Below are 19,069 nucleotides of genomic sequence, written 5' to 3'. Positions count from 1 at the left end.
GAACCCTGTAGGAGTTGCCGCAGGCTGCGATGGTCTGCGCAGCAGGCCCATGTTGAAGAAGATCCTTCGGCCCATATCGCAGCCTGCGGCAGCTCCTACGGGGATTGGGTTTGTCATTGCTGATTACCGTGCAGGGGTTTACGCGCTACCACGTTGACCAACGTTTCTTCACGCTGGCCCACCGGTTTTGCACGTCGCAGGCCAAAGCGCTCCAGCAGGCCGAAGTCTTTGGAACGGCTCCACCACAGGTACGGGTACGACACGTTTTTCGGCTCAAATTCAAAACCTTGATCGCGGATCATCTCAAGGTATTGCGCCGCGCTTTTTTGCACGTGCATGGGGTGGCGGAACAACCAGCGGATCACCCACGTGTCGATGTAGGCTTCGGTGGACTCGGCAAACAGCAAGTAGCCGCCCGGCTTGAGCACGCGATAAAACTCGGCCAACGCACGGTCTTGCTGCACCAAATGGTGGAATGTCTGGTGGCAAAACAGGATGTCGACGCTGGCATCGGGCACGTTCAGCTCTGCGCAATCGCTGCCAATCAACTCAATGTCGATGCCTTGGCGTTTGGCTTCTTCACGGCTCAGGGTCAGGCTCAGCGGGTCGGCGTCGAGGCCGATTAAACGCTGTGGGGCGAAGGTTTTTTGCAGGTACTGAAACGACTTGCCCTGGCCGCAACCTGCGTCGAGGATCACCGGCGCAGACGGCAACGCTTCACTGAATAGACTGCGCAGGTCGTTGATTGCCACTCGCAACACATGGTGCTGCCAGGTGTGGCTGCGCAAGAACCAAAACCCGAAGCGGGTTTCTTCGACGTAGGTATCGCTCAGAGGTTTCATGCAGGCTCCGTGGCGCAAATGTCCGACAGCATGCGCAAACGGCGCTTGGGTTCGCTGACAAATGGGTTACGTTCATCCCAGGCATAGCCGGCCAGAATCGAGCTGATCATGCGGCGAATTTGTGGCGAGCTACCGGGGTGGAAGATGACGTCCTGAAAGGTGCCGGCGTACCAGCCTTCGACGTAGCAGCGGAAGGTATCAACCCCGCGTTTAAGGGGCTCGGCGAACTCGGTTTGCCAGTCCACGGCTTCGCCTTGCAACTGACGATGCAGCACGCCCGCGGCCATGCTGGCTGAGCGCATGGCGATGGTCACGCCTGACGAAAACACAGGGTCCAGAAACTCAGCCGCATTGCCCAGCAGCGCAAAACCCGGGCCGTGCAGGGTTTTGACATTGGCCGAGTAACCGCCGATGGTGCGGGCCGGGGTGTCCCACACTGCATTGGCCAGCACGCGTTGCAGGCTTGGGGTTTCGTCGATAAAGCTGCGCAGGCGTTCGTCGAGGTTTTCGCTGCGGCCCTCGAAATGCTCCGCTGCCGCGACCACACCCACCGAGCACCGGCCATTGCTGAACGGAATGCTCCAGAACCAGATGTCGCGGTGGGTCGGGTGGGTGGTGACCAAAATTTTGTTGCGGTCGAAGCCTTCGCAATCAATGCGGTCTTCAACGTGGGTGAACACCGCTTGGCGCACCGGGAAATTTGACGGTGCCTCCAGATCAAGCAGGCGCGGCAGCACACGGCCATAGCCGCTGGCATCGAGAATAAAGTCGGTTTCGACCTGATACCGGCTGCCATCTTCGCGTTCAACCTCAAGCAGCGGTTTGGCTCGCTCAACATCGGTGGCGATGACGGTTTGGCCGTAGCGAATCTCGACCCCTTGCAGCGCGGCCTGATCGGCCAGCAGCTTGTCGAAGTCGGCGCGTTGCACCTGAAAGGTGGTCGGCTTGCCATTGCTGAAGGTGTCGCCAAAATCGAAGGCGCTGTACTGCTCGCCCCAAGCGAAGGCCGCGCCATTTTTGACCTGGAACCCGGCCGCTTGCACGGCTTCAAGCATGCCGGCCTCTTCGAGGAAGTCGATGCAATGCGAGAGCAGGCTTTCACCAATGGAGAAGCGCGGGAAGTGCTGGCGTTCAATGATCAATACATCGTGGCCTTTACGTTTGAGCAACGCTGCCGCAATGGCGCCAGACGGCCCAGCACCAATGACCACAACCTGACGACGTTCCATTTCTACTACTGACACAGAGGCTCCTTGCCGGGGACTACGGCAGACTTCACTGGGGGTTTGTTCATGCCCGCCAGCGCGGGTAATAGGGTGGCGATCAACCCCATCAGCATCAGCGCGAAGTACAGCGCGGGGCTAATGAGGTGTTGTTGCAGCAACAAGTTGAGGAACACGATTTCACTCAACCCGCGAATATTCAGTAACAGGCTTTCGCGCCATTTACTGGCGCCCACAAACGACGGTGTGGCCCAGCTCAACCCGAGCCAGTTGCCGAGCATTTTGCTGACCACTGGCAACACCAGCAATGCGCTCAATTGCAGCACGCTGATGTCGCTTAGCACGCTGTGCACGTTGATTTGCACAATGCCGAACGTGAGCAGCAACGGGATCGCAATCGTGGTTTGCAAACGTACAAGCCAGGCTGACTTTAACGGCATCACCAGCGGTACCTTGAGCCACGCCATGCACACCAAATAACCGACACCGAATATCAGCGCATTAAGGTGGTAATGCTCGGCCACCACCAGTAAGGCGAAAAACAGCAGGCTGTAGCACAGCGGCTCACGAATACGCAGAACCCGCAGCAGCAACGGCAGCAAAGCCCCGGCCATGGGCAGCAACAGGCTGTTGAGGTCTAGCGTGCCTTGCGCCAGACCGAAGAGGCTCCAGCAGGTCAGATCAATCACAATTGCGCTTTGCACTAGACGTCGAGTGGCGGCGGGCGGGTAGTCGATGTGGCGCAAGTACAGGTACAGCACTGGGATGGCCGTGATGGCAAACACCAATCCGATGGCCAGCGAACTCAACCACGGTTGTTCGGGCAGCAGCCACACGGCACAGGCCAGCCCACAAGCAAACGGCACGGCAAAACTGGGCAGGGCGATTTTCAGACTTTGGCGATCCAGTCGCAGGTCGATCACGTCACTCAAAATGTGCCCCAGCAACAGAGCGAAACTCAGGCTGTACAGGCTTTTAAGCCACGTCGGTGCGACAAGCTGCGCGCCGGTGAGCTGCCAGTGCGGCTCTATCCACAGCAGCATAAGCAACGGCAGGCCAATGGATGCCAGCAGCAACTGGCTGACAATGGGAATGACGCCAAAATAGCGGCCCACACGTGTCGCCAGTGCAAACAGGGCCAAGGCCAGCAGCCAAAACACCAGCGTCATCATGAGCGGTGTACCTGCTTGCCCGCCCACGGCGCGAGGATAAAGCTGAACGCCAGCCCCAAACTCACCGACAGACCGAAGTTACTCACCGCAGGCGTGCTCGACACGGCCAGCAGGCCAAACGACAGCCACGTTGTCAGCGCCGCCAGCAGAGTGCCAAGCAGGCTGACAGCCGCACCACCGATTTGCTCGCGCATCAAAATCGCGTAGTCGACGCTGATGGCGGTCACCAATAACAAGCCAAACAAGCTAAACAGCGTCAGTGGCTGTCCTAACCAGCCAAGGCTGGCCAGGCTGCACAGCGCGGCCAGCAACGGCAGGGCCACAATCCGCAGTGCGCCGCCAAAGCCAAATGGCGCAATCAGCAACAACACGATCAACACACAGGACAACAGCTTCAACTGCGCCGCACTGATTTGAGTGGCCGCAAACACCTTGTTCAAATCCCCCAAGCGATCCACCAGCTGTACGCCGGGCAAGTCTTGAGCTTGCACCCGCAACAGGTTGGCGTTGTTCAGCCCTTGCAGGCTCACCATTGCCGCCACGCCCGCTTCATTTTTGCCCAGCCACAAGGCGCGCCAAGGCTCGGCCAACGGCCCCACCAAAGCGTCTTCGATACGTTGCTCAGGCAAGGCTTGCAGTTGGGCCAGCTCGGCACGAAGTGCGGGTTCGGGCACGCCCAGCGCCAGCAAGGGTTGCCAATGTTGCGGCAGCTGGTTCAAGGCTGCGCGCAGGCGTTGTTGATCGGCGGGCTGGCTGACCAATTGGTTTAGCGCCAAATAGCCTTGCAGCTTGCCCATATTGATCAACTGATCGAGGCGTTCGCTGAGGGCGGTCTGGCGTTCCAGCAATTGCTGCTCGTTGTCCGCTCGCACTAAAAAAAATTGGCTGGTGGGTTGGTAGCCCGTGATTCGCGCAATGGCCTGTGCTTCGGCCATCAGTTGTGGTGGTGCGCCGACCCACTGGCGAATGTCGTTTTTACTGGTCAGTTGCCACAAACCGGCTGCGCAAAAAGCCAACAGCACCGCCAACAAAGCTGGTGTCGGGACTTTTTTCAGCAGCGCCTCACGCACATCGAGCAGGTGTTGCGCGACGCTCAATGGCCATTGCGTAGGGCGCAGTTCCACCCCCTTGAGCAACGCGGGCAGCAGGCAAACAGCGCTCAAGTAAGCGCCGACCAAACCCGCCGCAGAGAAAATGGCGATTTGGGTGAGTGCCGGAAACGGCGTAAAGGCCAAGGCCAGATAACCGATGCAACTGGTGGCCAGGCTCAGGCTCAAACCGGGCAAGGTCAAACGCAACGCTGGCCAACTGCGCCAAGGGTTGAGGCTCCAGCTCTTGGACAGGTAATGCAGCGGGTAATCGACTGCCACGCCGATCAGGCTGGAGCCCAGCACCAGCGTCATGACGTGCATGCTGCCAAAAAAGGCGACGCAGGCGACTGCGCCAAACAGCATGCCCACCAGCACGGGCAAAAAGGCCAGCAATACTCGCCAGCGTCGGAAGGCCAGCAGCAACAGCAGCAAGATACCCACGGTGGCACCGCCGCCCACCCACGTGATTTCACGTGTGGCTTGTTGCTGACCACTGGCGGCGTACAGCAAACCGCTGGCTGCCAACAATTGAACGTTATGTGCGGCCGCCTGTTCGCGACTTTGACGTAAAAGCTCGGCCACTTGCAGCGGCAGCTTCATGTCGAAGGCATTGCCTTGGGTGCGCGCACGCAGCAGCACCCAGCTTTTGCTATCGGCATCGGCAATGAGCGCGCCACTGCCGATATCCAGTTGCACAGCGCCGCGTTGTGGCTGGCTGTTTTGGATGCGCCCGGTAAGGCCCAGCCAGTCGTCCTGGCTCGGCACCAGACTGAAACCTGTGAAGGGATCAAACAACGCTTGCACGCGTTGTTGGATAAACGCGTCGGGGTGTTCAATCAGTTGCATGCGGTCGGTTTCTGACAGCATCGCCAGCCGCCCGCGCAGCAGTTGTTCGCGTAGGGCAGGCAAGTCGGCTTGCAGGTTCCACTGCACTTTTTCAAACAGGCCGCTGGCTTGCCATTGCTCGCCCACATGTTGAGCGGTAGCGATGGCTTGTTGGCGATCAGCGCTGCCCACCAGCACCAGCATTTCGCGGTTTAGCGGCTCTTGCATGCGTTGCTCGGCGCTCAGCTCCAATGCGTCTGGCGACTCGCCGGGCACCAGCTCCATCAGGTTCGCTGACAGCGGCGCGCCATTGCGCCATTGCCAGCCGGCCACGGCGAGTACGGCCAGTAACACAATTAAAAAGCCTCGGGGCAACCAGCGTTCACTGCGCAAAGTCGTGTTGCTCCGCGTCACTCAACGGTTGGTTGCTGACGCTGTTCTGCATCTTGAGCAACGTGCTGTCGCCTTGGGTTTCTTGCAGTTCAATGCGCTGCACCAATTGCCCGCCGGTGATGTTGATTTGATTAAACACCTGCTTGAGCAGCAGCGAGCGCGGGGTCAGGGTGAGCGTCCAAGCGTTGCTTTGGCCTTGTAGTTGCAAGTCGAAGTCCCGCTGCAAGCCGCTGCTGTCGCCTTGCAGCACCGCCAGAAACAGCCGGTTTTGCTCTGCGCCTGCGCTTTTGCCGGGCAGCATCTGCCACTCACTGCCATTGCGACGGGCAATGCCCTGCGCAGTGATGCGGTAATCCTGTTGCAGCGGGGTTTTCAACTGCCAGAGCAGGCCGTGATCTTTGGCCAGCACAAAGGTGCCGGTGCTGGTCAGCGGCTGGGGCAAGGCGCGCAGGTGTTTTTCCTGAATGAACTGACCGTGGATGACTTGCGGCTTGGCCAGTTGTTGGCTGAGTTGCTGCAAGTCGAAAGCATGAGCGAACGAGGAAAAGCCGAGCAGCAGGGTGAACGCGAATCCCCTGTAGTTGCTGCCGAAGGCTGCGATAAGGGCCGCAGGACCTTCGTTCTTGGCAAAACGAGAGCCCTTTGGGCTCAATCGCAGCCTTTGGCAGCGACTACAAAATCGGGCAAACAGGTTCATGGCAGTACCTTGGCGACGGCATCGGTGAAGCATTTAGGCGAGGCCAGCTGCATTTCGCGGCTGGCGATTTCGACTGCTACTTGTACGGTGCAGGCGCGGGTCAGGCGCTCGCCGCTGGCCAGATCGGTGATCAGGTAGGTGATTTTCAGGCGGTTTTCCCATTCCACGAGGCTGGCGCGCACGTTTATCCGTTGGCCGAAGGTTGCGCCGCGCACGTAGCGCAGTTGCATGTCGATCACTGGCCACGCGTAGCCCGCGTCGAGCATCTGCGTGTAGTTGTGGCCGATGTGGTCGAGCAGCGCGCAGCGAGCCACTTCCAGGTATTTGACGTAATGCCCGTGCCACACCACGTGCATGGTGTCGATGTCGAAAAACGGCACCAACACTTCGGTATCAACGTGCATTACGCCTTTGCTACGCATGCAGCCTCCAATGTTGCTCAGCAATGCGGCTCAGGCACAAACGCAGCTCGGCTTCGAGGGCGCGGTCTTCAACTACCGGCGGGAAGTCTTTGGCCAGTTCGGCGTGCATGGCGGCCAGCGCAGGCGGCAGTGGTCGTGCGTCTTCGGCGCGGCTGCGCAACCACACGCCCTGATTTGCGGCCAGCAACGCGGCGGCGGCCACTTGTTCGGTCAGCTCCAACACGCGAATGGCATCGCGGGCGGCGATGGTGCCCATGCTCACTTTGTCTTGGTTATGGCACTCGGTGGAGCGTGAAAACACGCTGGCAGGCATGGTGTTTTTCAGGGCTTCGGCGGTCCAGGCGCTGGTGCCGATTTGTACCGCTTTGAAGCCGTGGTTGAGCATCGCGCGCTCAGCTGTTGCGCCCGACAGGTTGCTTGGCAACCCGTGGTTGTAACGCACGTCTACCAGTAACGCGAGCTGGCGGTCGAGCAGGTCGGCAACGTTGGCCACCAGCGTTTTCAGGCTGTCCATCGCGAAGGCAATATGGCCGCCGTAGAAGTGCCCACCATGCAGCACACGTTCTTGTTCGGCGTCGATGATGGGGTTGTCGTTGGCACTGTTGAGTTCGATTTCGATAAACCCGCGCAGCCAGTTCAGGCTATCAGCCAACACGCCCAGCACGTGGGGGGCGCAGCGCAGCGAGTAGCGGTCTTGCAGGCGATGCAACGGCGCGGTCGGTGCGTCGATGGCCAAGTCTTCCCGAATCCAGGCAGCAACCTGCATTTGCCCCGGATGGGGTTTGGCGGCAAACAAACGCTCGTCGAAGTGTTCCGGGTTGCCTTGCAGTGCAACCACGTTGAGCGCGGTAATGCGGGTGGCGAGCTTGAGCAGATAGTCGGCGCGGGCATAGGCCAGACAGGCGAGGCCGGTCATGACGGCGGTGCCGTTCATCAGTGCCAGCGCTTCTTTAGGGCGCAGCACCAGAGGCGTCCAGCCCAGTTCGCGATGTACGTCAGCGGCAAAGCGACGCTCGCCTTTGAACAGCACTTCGCGCTCGCCCGACAAGGTTGCAGCCACGTAGGACAGCGGCGTGAGGTCGCCGCTGGCGCCAACCGAGCCTTCTTCGGGAATCAGCGGCAACACGTCGTGGGCGATGAAAGCGTGCAGGCGCTCCAGCAACTCAATGCGCACTCCTGAAACACCGTGGCACAGCGACTGCAAACGGGCGGCGAGTACGGCGCGGGTGGCTTGGGCGTCGAGCAACTTGCCCAACCCGCAGCCGTGAAAGGTGTAAAGGTGACGCGGCAGGGCTTCGACGTGTTCCAGCGGCACTGCCACTACACATGAATCACCGTAGCCGGTGGTCACGCCGTAGATCACGCCTTCCTTGTCCAGCAGCGAGTCCAGAAAACGTGCGCCCTTGGCGATGCGCTCGCGGTATTGAGCATCGTCTTGCAGCTGTGTTGGCACTTGACGATTGGCCAAGGCCAGCACGTCTTCAATGCGCAAAGGGGGTTGGCCGAAGGTTACTGGCTCATGCGGATGCGTCGTCATCGGTCTTCCAGAAAGGGTAAAAGTTAAACCATTGTTGGGGTGCTTGAAGGCAGTAATGCCCCAGACGCTCGGCGTAGCGTGTTGTCCATTGGGCGATCACCTGCTCGCGGTCGCTGCGACGCCATATAACAGCGTCGGCGAAGGGTTCGAGGATCACGTGATAATGGCCTTGGCGCTTCAAACAAAACAGTAAATTGACCGGGCATTTGAGCAGCCCCGCCAACAGCCACGGGCCTTGTGGGAACGCCGCCGCATGGCCGAGAAAATCTACCCGCACATTGCGCCCGCCATGCAGCGGTACACGGTCACCGGCAATCGCCAGCCACTCGCCGTTTTCAAGGCGTTGGCTCAATTGCAGCATCACGCCAGGGTTGAGTTCGCTGACTTGAATCAGTCGTAAGTTACTGGCCCCAGCTTCGCCCAGCAGGCGATTGAACTGCTCGGCGTGTTTGGTGTGAACCAACACGTTCATGGTGACTTTTTCACCCAGCTCAGCCAGCGCGCGGCATACCTCAAGGTTGCCCAGATGGGCACCCACTAGCATTTGCCCGCGTTCGCCGCGCAGTTGATTGCGCAGGCCCGCCGGGTCAACGATTTCGATGTCCTGAAGTTTGAGGCGGCCGTTCCATACGTCGAGTTTGTCGAGCAAGGCATCGGCAAAGGCCATGAACTGCCCGAACACGCGCCAGCGGGTAGGGCGCAATGTGCTTTGCCCGCTCCAGTCGGCCAGCCGTTGCTGGTACTGCCAGATGCTGCGTCGGGCGCGGCCGCCGAACAAAAAGAAGTACAGCACGATGGCGTACAACACTGGCGTGAGTAGGCGTCGGCCCAGGACTTTGACGCCAAAAGCGGTGAGCTTCATCAGCCAAAAACTGCCGCGCTCCTTGTGGTCAGCCCAATGCTGTTGGGGCTCACTCATGCTTGCCAGCGCCTCCAGAGAATGGTCGGCAAGCGCACCAACATGCCAAAAAACAGTTTGGTGTGCATGCCGCTAATCAGCGCGTTGTCATGGAACAAACGAAAGTGTGACAGGCCATCCTGGGGGTAATGCACTTTGGTGGGCAGCCAGCGCATTGGCTGATTGCGCCACGCCAAACGCACCAGAATCTCGGGATCGAAGTCCATGCGTTTGCCCAGCTTGACCGAGTTGATCAAGGCGAGCGTCGGGGGCAGCGGGTACACCCGAAAGCCGCACATCGAGTCGGGAATTTGCAGCGACAGGCTGTTGATCCATACCCAAACGTGGGTGAGGTAGCGCGCATACAAACGGCCTTTGGGCACGCTGGCGTCGTACTGTGGATAACCGCAAATCAGGGCTTGGGGGTTGAGCTGCGAGACTTGTAAAAACGTCGCGACGTCGCGTAAGTCGTGTTGGCCATCAGCGTCCACTTGCAGAGCGTGGGTGAAGCCCAGTCGTGCAGCTTCGCGCAGCCCGGCCATCACGGCGCCGCCTTTGCCTTGGTTGACCGCCAAACGGATCAAAAACACCTGATCGCGTTGGGCCAGTTGTTCAAGTACAGCGCTGCAGGCCGGGCTGCTGGCGTCGTCCACCAATACGCAGGGCAGGCCTGCGCTCAGCAACGCATCGACCACGGCGGGCACTGCTGTTTCATGGTTAAAAACCGGGATCACGGCGCAGGGGTTATGCATGGGGGGAGCCCCCTTCCTTGGTAGGCGCGAGCATGCTCGCGATGGCATCTCCCTCCAGCACGATGCGGCCACTGGAGCAGGCGGCACTGGCGTTGCGGTAGGCAAAATGCAATTTGCCGCGTTCGCTGTCAAAGCGCAGCGTCAGCTCAATGGTGTCGCCGGGGCGCACCAGTTGTTGAAACTTGAGCACTTCCATGCCGGCAAAACGAGGCGGCAGGTCGAGCAGTTGCTGGCCCAGGCTCATCGCCCAATCCACCTGCACCACGCCCGGCAGCACGGGGGTTTTAGGGAAGTGACCGCTGAAAAATGCTAAGTCAGGCGGGATCGACAGGTTGAGCGTCCAGACGCCATCTACGTGTTGTTGATTAAGCACTTCAGGCTGTTTGGTGCGCGGAGCCAGCAGCAGGGCATCGATTTGTGCCTGCGGCAGTTTGCCTTGGCTGTTAAGTGGCAGTTGGCGCAATAAACGCCAGCGGCGCGGCAGGGCCAGAGCTTCGCAGTGTTGGCTCAGGTGCTGGCGCAGGGTTTGGGTCAGCGTCCGGCGGCCATGCTCGCGCAAGGCGAACAAGCCGCTGTCGCTGAGCACCAGCAAGGCGCCGAGGGATGCGCGGTTGTCGTGTACCACGCCAAAACGCGCTTCTTGCACCCATTCATGGCTGACCAACGCGTGCTCAAGCATGGGCAGCGAGATGCGTTTTTCTTCCAGCTTGACGATGCGATCCAGTCGCCCGAGCAGTTCAAAGCGCCCATCGCTTTCAATGCGGGCTGCATCAGCGGTGTGCTCCACATGGCCAGCAGGCAAGTACGCCGAGGTGATGCGTAACGCGCCGTCGTCACTTTGGCTCAGTTGCACATCGGCGAACGGCTGCCACAGGGTTTGTCCCTGGCGCCAAGCAATGCCTCCGGTTTCGGAGCTGCCCAGAATTTCGGTGGGCCATTGGCCTAACCGTTGGTGTAACGCCTGCGCTGCTTCAGCAGGTAACGCACCGCCAGATGAGAACACGCGGCGAACCTGACTCATGGCGGGCCAGTCGAGGTTGTCGGTGGTTCTTTTCAGAAGCGCTGGGCTTGCCACCCACGCAAAAGCGTTGTGTTCACGGCTGGCGCGCTGCATGTCTTCAGGGAACGCCAGTTGTTTGCGCACAAAGGGGCGCCCGGCACACAACGGCCACAACACACGAAACAACAGCCCATAAATATGCTGCGCCGCCACGCTGGCGATGATGCAGGCGTCGCCCAGTTCTGCACCCCACAGACGCTCAAGTGCTTCTACTTCATTGGCCATCTGGCGCAAGGTTTTGTCGATGCGCTTGGGTTCGCCGCTGGAGCCGGAGGTACACAGGCTGAGCTGACAGGCGTCCAGATCCAGCTCGGCCGCTGGCACCGGCTCGGCGAACAGAGCTTCAAGCGTGTGGCTGTCTGTGAGCCATAAATCGACCTGTGAAGCCCAGCGTTCACGGGTTTGGGCTTGCACGTCGGCGGGCAAGAGCACGCTTACACCTGCCCGCCACGCGCCGAGCAGCACCACCGCCAGCTCGGCGGCGTCGGCCAGATGCACGGCAATTCGTTGTACGCCACGCTGCTGCAACCCGCCCGCGAGGCTCAAGGCCTGCTCGCAGAGCGAAAGGTGATTGAGTGCAGGGTCAAAACTGACGGCTCGGCCAGCGTCTGCCTTGAGCAACAACTGCTCAAGTTTTATCCAATTCATGCACGGCCTCTTACTTTTTGTCGTACCAGCCATTCAATGGCAAACAACAGTCCCATCAGCCCGTAGGCGATCAGGCCGTTGTACAACGTCCACCAGCTCAGCGGTGCCCACAGCGTCAAACTGGCTGCGACTAACCCGTTGAGCGCAAAAAACAGGCACCAGACTTTGGTCACCTGCCGTGTGTAATGAATAGCAATGTCGGGGAGCACGGGCTCGCGCAACCGCGCCAAACGCTCGATCATCGGTGGCCCGAAGGTCAAGCTCAGACTGAACAGGCTGAGCATAAAAGTGCTGATCAGCACCGGATACCAGCGCAGTAAGGCTGGGCTGTTGAACAACGCCAAGAGTGCGCAAAACCCCAGCGCCACGCCTGCCATCCACAGACTGCCGGGGCGTCGCTCCCCCGTCAGGGCGCGGGCCAGCCACAAACCACCGAGCAACAGCGCGAACTGCCACGGGGCGAAGTGGGCCATGCCGAAATACACCGCGAAGGGGTACAGCAAGCCGACCAGTAACAAGCCGATGCCGATCAGTCGGCTCATGCGCTCGGGTGAACCAGACGGTAAACCGCCTCGACCACATCATTGACCGTACGCACGGACTTGAACTCATCGGCGGCAATTTTTTTGCCGGTTTTACGCTTGATATGGTCGATCAGGTCAACGGCATCAATGCTGTCGATTTCCAGATCCTGATACAGGTTGGCGTCCAGGGTGACGCGCTCGGGTTCAAGTTCGAACAGTTCGACCAAGGCGTCGCGCAGGGTGTTGAAAATGTCATCACGGGTTTGCATGGGTCGGTCTCAGGCTGCCTGTTTGGCCGTGACAAAAGCCGCAAGGCTGGCCACGTTGGAAAAGTGATCGCGGGTGTCTTTGGCGTCGGCATCTATTTTGATGCCGTAGGTTTTTTGAATCGCCAGACCCAGCTCAAGGGCGTCTACAGAGTCGAGCCCCAGGCCTTCGCCGAACAGGGTTTGTTCGTCGCCGATGTCGCTGATGCTGATGTCTTCGAGGCCCAGGGCGTCGATGATCAACTGCTTGATGTCACTGTTTAGATCGCTCATCTGTGGCGAGCTCCTTAATAAAAAAGTCATGCACGAAGTCATTGAGCAGACGCGAGGCTTTAGGTGGCGGGCCAAGCGCTGTAAAGGTTTGTGGATCTATATCGGCGCCGACACAAAAACTGAAATGCACGCGGCGTTTAGGAATTCGATACCAGGGTTCGGCTTTGGTCAGCGTGGTGGGGCTGACCTTGATCACCACCGGGGTGAGGATCTTCGCACCCCGCAGCGCAATGGCGGCCGCGCCGCGATGAAAGGCTGGCGCCTGCCCTGGCTGAGTGCGGGTACCCTCGGGGAAGATGATCAAGGTTTGGCCGTCTTGCAGCGCGCCTGCGGCTTTATCGAGCATGTCGACACTGCCGTCATTGCTGATGTATTGCGTGGCGCGCACCGGGCTGCGGGTAAAGGGGTTCTGCCAAAGGCTTTGTTTGACCACGCAATTGGCGTTGCGCACCAGACCGATCAAAAAAACCACATCAATAAGCGACGGATGGTTGGCAATGATCATTTGGCCGGGCCGCCCGAGCCGCTCGGCGCCTTGTACGTCATAGGTCAGCACGCCCATACGGGCCATCGTGCGGATAAATAGCCAGAACAGGCGACTGACGGTCGCGCGCGCGCGTTCGCGATGGCGAATGGGGGGGCCGGGCAAGCAACTGAGCAGGGGGAAAATGACCAAGCGCAGACACAAACACCCCAACCCGAATAAACCGAAGCTGAGAGCGGTGGCGATTAATCGCCAGTAATAGGCATCACGAGGCGTGTTCACAGGGTGCGTTGCCAGTTCCATACACGTTTATTCCAGGCATGTTGGAACGAAGGCTGCTCATTGAACAGGTGGCGCAGTAGGTTCAAGGCGTGCGGCCACGGTGCTGTGGCGGGTGGGCAGTTTTGAGGCGTGAGAGACAGTTGCCATTGCTCGCCCGGTGTCAGCAACAGACCTACGGCATACGGAAAGGGAACATCGTCAATCCAGTGCGCATAGGCTTGGGGCGGTTGCTCTTCAGTCACTATCAGCAACACCGCAGGCGCGCCTTCATTGAGCAGCGCGCAGGCTTCGAGCAGGCCATGCTCCAGACCATCACCCGCCGCTGCGAGCGCCGTCATTTCGCTGGTTTCGCCGCGCATGATCGACCACAAACCAATAATCGCGTTGTGTACCGACAGGCTGAACTGAGTGGGTGACAACGGTTGCTCGGCGGCTAAATCGCTGAGGATATCGAAGGTGCGGGGTGTTTCGCCGTGGCGCGAGATAAAAACCAGTGGCAGCGCTTCCCGACCTTCGGCCAATGGCCAGCCGACGCTGAACGCCATGCGTGCCAGCCGACTGAGGCGACGGCGTTGCATTGCCGGTAAAAACGAGACGTCTGGGGCTGCATCACTGGGCGCGGGAATGCTGGGTTGCTGGCTCCAGGCCTGCCAATCGGCCACGCTGTCGATGCCCGGAGCCCAGGCGCGCCATGCGGCAATATCGAAATTGATCACTGGAGATTCATCCCGCCCCTGCGGGCTTCCTTGATGCGAAGGTCAACACCGATCGATGCTGCACCTGAAAACAGAGAGGCGGCATTATCCCGGTGCAGTTGGCTCGTAGCAAATATTGCTTACATTTTTAAGTATGGGATTTTATCGATTTAGACGAAATAGCTGTCATTTTGCCATTATTGGTCTATGGGTAGGACTTGTGTGTCACAAATGAAGGATATGTTCGTGTGTATTTGCAGATCTGTGAGCTAGAGCTGTAGCTGTTTTCGATGCGAGGTAGCGAAGGCGCATAAAGGGCATCTACACTCGGGCATTCATTGATACACGGAGGTTTTAAATGCGTCGCGTGGTGTTCAATCAAAAAGGTGGTGTGGGTAAGTCCAGCATCGCTTGCAACCTGGCTGCCGTCAGCGCCAGCGAGGGGTATCGCACCTTGTTGGTGGACTTGGACGCTCAGGCCAACTCTACCCAATACCTCACCGGATTGACCGGCGACGACATCCCGATGGGGATCGCCGAGTTCTTCAAGCACAGCCTTTCGTCCAGTGTTGGCTCCAAGAAAAATCGAGTCGATATATACGAAACGCCCTTCGACAATTTGCACGTTATTACTGCCACGGCCGAGCTGGCCGACTTGCAGCCCAAACTTGAGGCCAAGCACAAGATCAACAAGCTGCGAAAGCTGCTTGATGAACTGGCCGAAGATTACGACCGCATCTATATCGACACGCCGCCCGCCTTGAATTTTTACGCGGTCTCGGCGCTGATTGCCTGTGATCGGGTGCTCATCCCCTTCGATTGCGACAGTTTCTCGCGCCAAGCCCTTTACGGTTTGTTATCTGAAATCGAAGAGCTGAAAGAAGACCACAACGAAGAGTTGTTGGTCGAAGGCATTGTGGTTAACCAGTTTCAAGCTCGGGCCAGCTTGCCACAGCAAATGCTCGACGAGCTTATTGCTGAAGGCTTGCCGGTGTTACCGGTCTATCTGGGCAGTTCTGTGCGTATGCGTGAGTCGCATCAGGCGTGCCAGCCGCTGATCCACTTTGACCCGCGGCATAAACTGACCCAGCAGTTTGTAGAACTGCACGACTATTTGGATCAGAACGCCTAAGCGCTGATGCCTTGGCTGCGTAACCATGCGGTGAGCTGCTGCAACGGCAGCGCGCCGCTTTGGCGTGCGACTTCACGGCCGTTTTTGAACAGGATCAGGCTGGGGATAGAACGAATGCCCAATTGCCCGGCCAATTGTTGATTGGCCTCGCTGTCGAGCTTGGCCAGACGGCACTTGCCGACTAGCAGACTGGCAGCTTGCTCGAAAACGGGTGCAAATGCTTTGCACGGCCCGCACCAATCAGCCCACACATCCACCAATAGCGGCAGATCGCCCTTGATCTGACTGGCGTAGTCGGTTTGTTTAAGCTCGAAGGGCTTACCCTGCAACACCTCATTCTTGCAGCGTCCGCATTTAGGATGCTCGCCCACGCGTTCAGCGGGGATACGGTTAAGGCCGTTGCAGTGAGGGCAGGGGATCAGCAGCGGGTCGGTCATTTCAACACTCCGTTTATTGCAAGAACTACGCGTCTACATAGTCCGTTTAAGTTTCGAGAAGGTGCAGTTCAGCAGATGTTCGCTAAGCCTGCCAGTACTTATTCAATGAGCCGTGCGATAGTTTGTATGTTGCTCTGTCAGTGGTGGCGATTAATTGTGTTTATTAAATGAAGGCAATAGTTTATATAGTTTTGCGTTTTATCCTATGTCAGGTGTAGGTGTATTAGAAATTAATCTTTATTTTGTCAGTCAGTAGTCACCGATAATGTGGGTCCGCGTAAATTGACGTTTGATAAGCGCAGGTTGTTACAGGTAGGATAGTTGAATAAATAAAAGGATTTTTGGATTATGGCTAATCACGGATATATGGCTATCGCAGGCAAAGCACAAGGTTTGATTTCAGCAGGTTGCTCAACCCAAGACTCTATAGGTAATAAGTGTCAGTCCGGGCATGTCGACGAAATCATGGTGCTGTCTTACACTCATAATATGGTCAACATTGGAAATATTAACAAACCTACACATGGTCCAATCCTTATCACCAAAAATGTTGATAAAGCCTCGCCGCTCCTCGCGCAAGCGCTCTCAGCTAGAGAAGAAATAAACTGCACGATTAGTTTTTATCGAGTGTCTTCTTTTGGTATGCAGGAGAAATTTTACTCGGTTTCAATCAATGGCGGGATTATTGCTGATTTGACACTTGAAATGCCGCACTCTATTTTGCAGAGCGACGCCGAACCACAAGAGCATGTTGCCATTCGTTATCGAGAGATCACGTGGACCCACCACATTGCAGGTACCAGCGGATATAGCACATGGGGAAGTGACGAGTGAAGTTAACTAACGAAAGTTGCATGCCTGATAGCTGTGACTATTGGATGGTGAGTGCTGCGGCTGGAAAGCTTGGAAGCCAAGCCAGCACATTAGGTGTTAAGCACATAAAAGACGGCACGCTGCGTTTGCAATTCAACCGCGAAGTCGCTTATTACGCTAAAAGCATTGTTAATGATGTCTCGCTGGGAAATAAAAGTGTTGAGCAAGGATTAAAAGAGTTAAAGGACGAGCAAAATAGTCTGCTCAGTCAGTCATGGCAAATCGCCAAAAAAGGTGCTGGAACAATTGCCGGGGCAATGCAGGTTGTAACAGGTGCAGGGATATGTTACGCCTCAGTGGGTACACTGTGTCTCGTGGCTGGCGTACCAATGATGGCACATGGCGCAAATAACGTTTACGAAAACGCACGCAATCTTTTAACTGATCGTACTAATACAGAGGGTCCAGTCAGGAAAGGATATCAAGCAGTAGCAAAAGCACTTGGTTGCGGAGAGCGCGAAGGGAATATAGCCTATGGGGCAATCGACTTAGGACTGTCTGCGTATGCTCTTGGTCGTTATATATTAAAACCCGATGCTTGGCGCTTATTCAGGTATGTCAAAACAGACTATGTGCGATCCTATAAAGGAATGGGGGCTGGTGCTATGGGCTTTGAAATATATTCTGACTTCCAAACAGGGAAGCAGGTATATCAAGAGGCTGAAAAATGATTTTGTTGGTTTTTCCTGTCTTGGCAGCTTGTGGGATTTTTGTCGCCACCTTTTTAAAGGTGCATTTTTCTGGTGGTGATTTAAATTACGTTAAGCTGTTTTTTTGCTTGATAGTCAATGGGATGTTTGTTGTGCCTTATATGGATATTCTCCAAGGGGATGATTTTTTATTTTTAGGGCATCGTCCGGAGATTGTTTCAGAGCACCCGTTTATTGGCTGGATTGCTTTTGTCTGTATTTTTATACATGTACTTTTATTTCCTGTTAGGCGGAATGTTAAATGGTGGTTCTCACGCAAGTAGTATTGATTTTGTTTTTGTTAAGTTCTGAGGCGCACTTCTCACGCCCATCTAGAACCTGATGAGGTTTAAATGAACGTGTGGGGTGATTTAAAGTTGTTCACTTACGACGAACAACTAATCTCCAAATGCTTGCCCCATTCCGGTGGGCGTTCGGCATAACTTTCCATTCCCGGCTGCTCAGTGAACGGTTGGGTGAGTACGGTGTGCAAGCGCTGTACTTCGCTGTAGTCACCGGCTTCGGCGGCATCGATGGCTTTTTGCGCCAAGTAGTTACGCAGCAGGTATAGCGGGTTTACCGCGTGCATGCGTGCTCGGCGTGTGCTGTTGTCGCGCTCAGTTTCGTGATTGACCCGTGCCACATATCGCTCTGCCCATTCATCAAAACCCTTCAGGTCGACAAATTCATCGCGCAGTTTAGCCACGGCCTGCTCGGCAGAATCGTCGCCCAAGCGGCGAAAGAACAAGGTGTAGTCGATGCTGCTGCCTTGCATGCGTTGTAGCAGATCTTCGATCAGGGCTTGGTCGCCGTCTTGCGCAGTGGTCAAGCCTAAGCGGCGGCGCATGAGGTCGAGGTAGTGCGCTTGATACAGCGGCAAAAACAAGCCCAGTGTCTCGCGCAACGCTTCAACGCTGATGAACGGTGTCAGCGCCTGTGCCAGTGCGCTGAGGTTCCATTGGCCGATAGGCACCTGATTGCTGAAGGAGTAGCGGCCTTCGTGGTCGGAGTGGTTGCACACGAAGTGGGCGTCGAAGTCGTCGAGGAAGGCAAATGGGCCGAAGTCGAAAGTGATGCCCAAAATCGACATGTTGTCGGTGTTCATCACGCCGTGGCAAAAGCCATAAGCCTGCCATTTGGCGATCAGTTCGGCGTTGCGCTCGACGATCTCGCGAAACATGGCCAGATACGGTTCTGGCTGCTCCAGGCACTCGGGGAAGTGCAGGGCCAGCACGTGTTCGCCCAGTTGCTTTTGCTGCTCAGGTTGTTTGGTGTAGTAGAAGTACTCGAAATGCCCAAAGCGGATATGGCTCGGTGCCAAGCGCAAGACCATAGCGGCACGTTCCTGTTTTTCGCGCCATACCGGGGTGTCGGAGCCAATGACACACGCAGCGCGGCTGCTGGGAATGCCCAGTGCATGCAGCGCTTCTGAGGCGAGAAACTCGCGAATGGATGAACGCAGTACGGCGCGGCCATCGCCCATGCGCGAGTAAGGGGTCATGCCTGCGCCTTTAAGGTGCAAATCCCAATGCTCACCCGCTTCGTTGTACACCTCGCCTAACAACACACCACGGCCGTCGCCCAAACGTGGGTTGTAGGAGCCAAATTGGTGGCCTGAATAGACCATTGCCCGCGGCTCGGCATCGGCCCACAACGTGTGGCCCCCAAACAGTTTGGCGAACACAGGGTCGTGGGCGATGGCCGGATCAAGGTCAAGCAGCGCCATAGCGCTATGGCTGGCCACAACCAGGCGCGGCTCGTCGATGGGCTCAGGCAGGACGTGAGTTGAGAAGGCATCGCCCAAACGAGCGAAACGGTTATCGAAGGTCAGTTCGTCGAGGGCTTTCAATGGCC

The 19,069-nt window shown here is 57.4% G+C and carries 21 protein-coding genes; 4 read left to right on the top strand and 17 right to left on the bottom strand.

The genetic code is table 11. From position 1 onward, the window contains the following. Positions 1-113: 113 nt before the first annotated feature. The 15 genes from ACZRJQ_RS11145 to ACZRJQ_RS11075 are packed head-to-tail and all read right to left on the bottom strand — an operon-like array spanning position 114 to position 14,105. Positions 114-842 carry a class I SAM-dependent methyltransferase gene (locus tag ACZRJQ_RS11145; protein ID WP_463978413.1) on the bottom strand — a complete coding sequence of 243 codons (729 nt, stop codon included), beginning with the start codon at positions 840-842 and terminating at the stop codon, positions 114-116. Then, positions 839-2,086 carry an NAD(P)/FAD-dependent oxidoreductase gene (locus ACZRJQ_RS11140; RefSeq protein WP_463978412.1) on the bottom strand — a complete coding sequence of 416 codons (1,248 nt, stop codon included), beginning with the start codon at positions 2,084-2,086 and terminating at the stop codon, positions 839-841. The genes ACZRJQ_RS11145 and ACZRJQ_RS11140 overlap by 4 nt, the downstream gene beginning before the upstream one ends. Then, positions 2,077-3,237: a cation:proton antiporter gene (locus ACZRJQ_RS11135; protein ID WP_463978411.1), complete on the bottom strand. Its 1,161-nt coding sequence runs from the start codon at positions 3,235-3,237 to the stop codon at positions 2,077-2,079. Before ACZRJQ_RS11135 ends, ACZRJQ_RS11140 begins: the two co-directional genes overlap by 10 nt. After that, positions 3,234-5,546, bottom strand: a complete 2,313-nt coding sequence (locus tag ACZRJQ_RS11130) for an MMPL family transporter (RefSeq protein WP_463978410.1) — start codon at positions 5,544-5,546, stop codon at positions 3,234-3,236. The genes ACZRJQ_RS11135 and ACZRJQ_RS11130 overlap by 4 nt, the downstream gene beginning before the upstream one ends. Further along, the gene (locus tag ACZRJQ_RS11125) at positions 5,536-6,243 is read right to left on the bottom strand and encodes an outer membrane lipoprotein carrier protein LolA (protein WP_463978409.1); all 708 of its coding nucleotides are present in this window, start codon (positions 6,241-6,243) and stop codon (positions 5,536-5,538) included. Before ACZRJQ_RS11125 ends, ACZRJQ_RS11130 begins: the two co-directional genes overlap by 11 nt. Next, positions 6,240-6,665 carry an acyl-CoA thioesterase gene (locus tag ACZRJQ_RS11120; RefSeq protein ID WP_463978408.1) on the bottom strand — a complete coding sequence of 142 codons (426 nt, stop codon included), beginning with the start codon at positions 6,663-6,665 and terminating at the stop codon, positions 6,240-6,242. The genes ACZRJQ_RS11125 and ACZRJQ_RS11120 overlap by 4 nt, the downstream gene beginning before the upstream one ends. Next, a complete protein-coding gene (locus tag ACZRJQ_RS11115; RefSeq protein WP_463978407.1) occupies positions 6,658-8,202 on the bottom strand; it encodes an HAL/PAL/TAL family ammonia-lyase in 1,545 nt (514 codons plus the stop codon). Before ACZRJQ_RS11115 ends, ACZRJQ_RS11120 begins: the two co-directional genes overlap by 8 nt. Then, a complete protein-coding gene (locus ACZRJQ_RS11110) occupies positions 8,183-9,121 on the bottom strand; it encodes an LpxL/LpxP family acyltransferase (RefSeq protein WP_463978406.1) in 939 nt (312 codons plus the stop codon). Before ACZRJQ_RS11110 ends, ACZRJQ_RS11115 begins: the two co-directional genes overlap by 20 nt. After that, positions 9,118-9,852, bottom strand: coding sequence for a glycosyltransferase family 2 protein (locus tag ACZRJQ_RS11105; protein WP_463978405.1), 735 nt, complete (start codon positions 9,850-9,852; stop codon positions 9,118-9,120). The genes ACZRJQ_RS11110 and ACZRJQ_RS11105 overlap by 4 nt, the downstream gene beginning before the upstream one ends. Next, the gene (locus ACZRJQ_RS11100; RefSeq protein WP_463978404.1) at positions 9,845-11,560 is read right to left on the bottom strand and encodes an ApeI family dehydratase; all 1,716 of its coding nucleotides are present in this window, start codon (positions 11,558-11,560) and stop codon (positions 9,845-9,847) included. The genes ACZRJQ_RS11105 and ACZRJQ_RS11100 overlap by 8 nt, the downstream gene beginning before the upstream one ends. Then, positions 11,557-12,102 carry a COG4648 family protein gene (locus ACZRJQ_RS11095; protein WP_463978403.1) on the bottom strand — a complete coding sequence of 182 codons (546 nt, stop codon included), beginning with the start codon at positions 12,100-12,102 and terminating at the stop codon, positions 11,557-11,559. Before ACZRJQ_RS11095 ends, ACZRJQ_RS11100 begins: the two co-directional genes overlap by 4 nt. Further along, positions 12,099-12,353, bottom strand: a complete 255-nt coding sequence (locus ACZRJQ_RS11090; RefSeq protein ID WP_463978402.1) for an acyl carrier protein — start codon at positions 12,351-12,353, stop codon at positions 12,099-12,101. Before ACZRJQ_RS11090 ends, ACZRJQ_RS11095 begins: the two co-directional genes overlap by 4 nt. 9 nt (positions 12,354-12,362) lie before the next feature. After that, positions 12,363-12,623 carry a phosphopantetheine-binding protein gene (locus ACZRJQ_RS11085; protein WP_463978401.1) on the bottom strand — a complete coding sequence of 87 codons (261 nt, stop codon included), beginning with the start codon at positions 12,621-12,623 and terminating at the stop codon, positions 12,363-12,365. Beyond that, the gene (locus tag ACZRJQ_RS11080) at positions 12,604-13,410 is read right to left on the bottom strand and encodes a lysophospholipid acyltransferase family protein (RefSeq protein ID WP_463978400.1); all 807 of its coding nucleotides are present in this window, start codon (positions 13,408-13,410) and stop codon (positions 12,604-12,606) included. The genes ACZRJQ_RS11085 and ACZRJQ_RS11080 overlap by 20 nt, the downstream gene beginning before the upstream one ends. Beyond that, complete coding sequence (locus ACZRJQ_RS11075) at positions 13,386-14,105, bottom strand: beta-ketoacyl synthase chain length factor (RefSeq protein WP_463978399.1); 720 nt, start codon at positions 14,103-14,105, stop codon at positions 13,386-13,388. The genes ACZRJQ_RS11080 and ACZRJQ_RS11075 overlap by 25 nt, the downstream gene beginning before the upstream one ends. 337 nt (positions 14,106-14,442) lie before the next feature. Here ACZRJQ_RS11075 and ACZRJQ_RS11070 point away from each other — a divergent pair, with 337 nt between their 5' ends. Next, complete coding sequence (locus ACZRJQ_RS11070; RefSeq protein WP_463978398.1) at positions 14,443-15,216, top strand: ParA family protein; 774 nt, start codon at positions 14,443-14,445, stop codon at positions 15,214-15,216. Here ACZRJQ_RS11070 and trxC read toward each other — a convergent pair. Beyond that, complete coding sequence (trxC, locus tag ACZRJQ_RS11065; protein ID WP_463978397.1) at positions 15,213-15,653, bottom strand: thioredoxin TrxC; 441 nt, start codon at positions 15,651-15,653, stop codon at positions 15,213-15,215. The two genes, ACZRJQ_RS11070 and trxC, sit on opposite strands and share 4 nt — an antisense overlap. A 348-nt stretch (positions 15,654-16,001) precedes the next feature. Between trxC and ACZRJQ_RS11060 the strand changes: the two genes are divergently transcribed. Genes ACZRJQ_RS11060 through ACZRJQ_RS11050 form a run of 3 tightly spaced genes read left to right on the top strand, consistent with a single transcriptional unit; the run spans position 16,002 to position 17,499 of the window. Continuing rightward, positions 16,002-16,487 (top strand): Hcp family type VI secretion system effector, encoded by a 486-nt coding sequence (locus tag ACZRJQ_RS11060; RefSeq protein WP_463978396.1) that lies wholly within the window; start codon positions 16,002-16,004, stop codon positions 16,485-16,487. Positions 16,488-16,507: 20 nt separating this feature from the next. Beyond that, on the top strand, positions 16,508-17,197 hold the full coding sequence (locus tag ACZRJQ_RS11055; RefSeq protein ID WP_463978395.1) for a DUF4225 domain-containing protein: 690 nt from the start codon (positions 16,508-16,510) through the stop codon (positions 17,195-17,197). Further along, entirely contained in the window at positions 17,194-17,499 is a 306-nt protein-coding gene (locus ACZRJQ_RS11050; RefSeq protein ID WP_463978394.1) for a hypothetical protein, read from the top strand. The genes ACZRJQ_RS11055 and ACZRJQ_RS11050 overlap by 4 nt, the downstream gene beginning before the upstream one ends. A 101-nt stretch (positions 17,500-17,600) precedes the next feature. Here ACZRJQ_RS11050 and selO read toward each other — a convergent pair whose 3' ends face one another. Continuing rightward, entirely contained in the window at positions 17,601-19,064 is a 1,464-nt protein-coding gene (selO, locus tag ACZRJQ_RS11045) for a protein adenylyltransferase SelO (protein WP_463978393.1), read from the bottom strand. Positions 19,065-19,069: the final 5 nt, after the last annotated feature.

The organism is Pseudomonas sp. E315, assembly GCF_055406205.1.
Note: the sequence above shows the minus strand (reverse complement) of the source record. Positions and strands in the feature narration are given on the sequence as shown.

Bases quoted from the DNA above. Each gene is read 5' to 3' on its own strand.
- ACZRJQ_RS11145 (WP_463978413.1), bottom strand. From the start codon at position 842: ATGAAACCTCTGAGCGATACCTACGTCGAAGAAACCCGCTTCGGGTTT.
- ACZRJQ_RS11135 (WP_463978411.1), bottom strand. From the start codon at position 3,237: ATGATGACGCTGGTGTTTTGGCTGCTGGCCTTGGCCCTGTTTGCACTG.
- ACZRJQ_RS11125 (WP_463978409.1), bottom strand. From the start codon at position 6,243: ATGAACCTGTTTGCCCGATTTTGTAGTCGCTGCCAAAGGCTGCGATTG.
- ACZRJQ_RS11120 (WP_463978408.1), bottom strand. From the start codon at position 6,665: ATGCGTAGCAAAGGCGTAATGCACGTTGATACCGAAGTGTTGGTGCCG.
- ACZRJQ_RS11115 (WP_463978407.1), bottom strand. From the start codon at position 8,202: ATGACGACGCATCCGCATGAGCCAGTAACCTTCGGCCAACCCCCTTTG.
- ACZRJQ_RS11110 (WP_463978406.1), bottom strand. From the start codon at position 9,121: ATGAGTGAGCCCCAACAGCATTGGGCTGACCACAAGGAGCGCGGCAGT.
- ACZRJQ_RS11105 (WP_463978405.1), bottom strand. From the start codon at position 9,852: ATGCATAACCCCTGCGCCGTGATCCCGGTTTTTAACCATGAAACAGCA.
- ACZRJQ_RS11100 (WP_463978404.1), bottom strand. From the start codon at position 11,560: ATGAATTGGATAAAACTTGAGCAGTTGTTGCTCAAGGCAGACGCTGGC.
- ACZRJQ_RS11095 (WP_463978403.1), bottom strand. From the start codon at position 12,102: ATGAGCCGACTGATCGGCATCGGCTTGTTACTGGTCGGCTTGCTGTAC.
- ACZRJQ_RS11090 (WP_463978402.1), bottom strand. From the start codon at position 12,353: ATGCAAACCCGTGATGACATTTTCAACACCCTGCGCGACGCCTTGGTC.
- ACZRJQ_RS11085 (WP_463978401.1), bottom strand. From the start codon at position 12,623: ATGAGCGATCTAAACAGTGACATCAAGCAGTTGATCATCGACGCCCTG.
- ACZRJQ_RS11080 (WP_463978400.1), bottom strand. From the start codon at position 13,410: ATGGAACTGGCAACGCACCCTGTGAACACGCCTCGTGATGCCTATTAC.
- ACZRJQ_RS11070 (WP_463978398.1), top strand. From the start codon at position 14,443: ATGCGTCGCGTGGTGTTCAATCAAAAAGGTGGTGTGGGTAAGTCCAGC.
- trxC (WP_463978397.1), bottom strand. From the start codon at position 15,653: ATGACCGACCCGCTGCTGATCCCCTGCCCTCACTGCAACGGCCTTAAC.
- ACZRJQ_RS11060 (WP_463978396.1), top strand. From the start codon at position 16,002: ATGGCTAATCACGGATATATGGCTATCGCAGGCAAAGCACAAGGTTTG.
- ACZRJQ_RS11055 (WP_463978395.1), top strand. From the start codon at position 16,508: ATGCCTGATAGCTGTGACTATTGGATGGTGAGTGCTGCGGCTGGAAAG.
- ACZRJQ_RS11050 (WP_463978394.1), top strand. From the start codon at position 17,194: ATGATTTTGTTGGTTTTTCCTGTCTTGGCAGCTTGTGGGATTTTTGTC.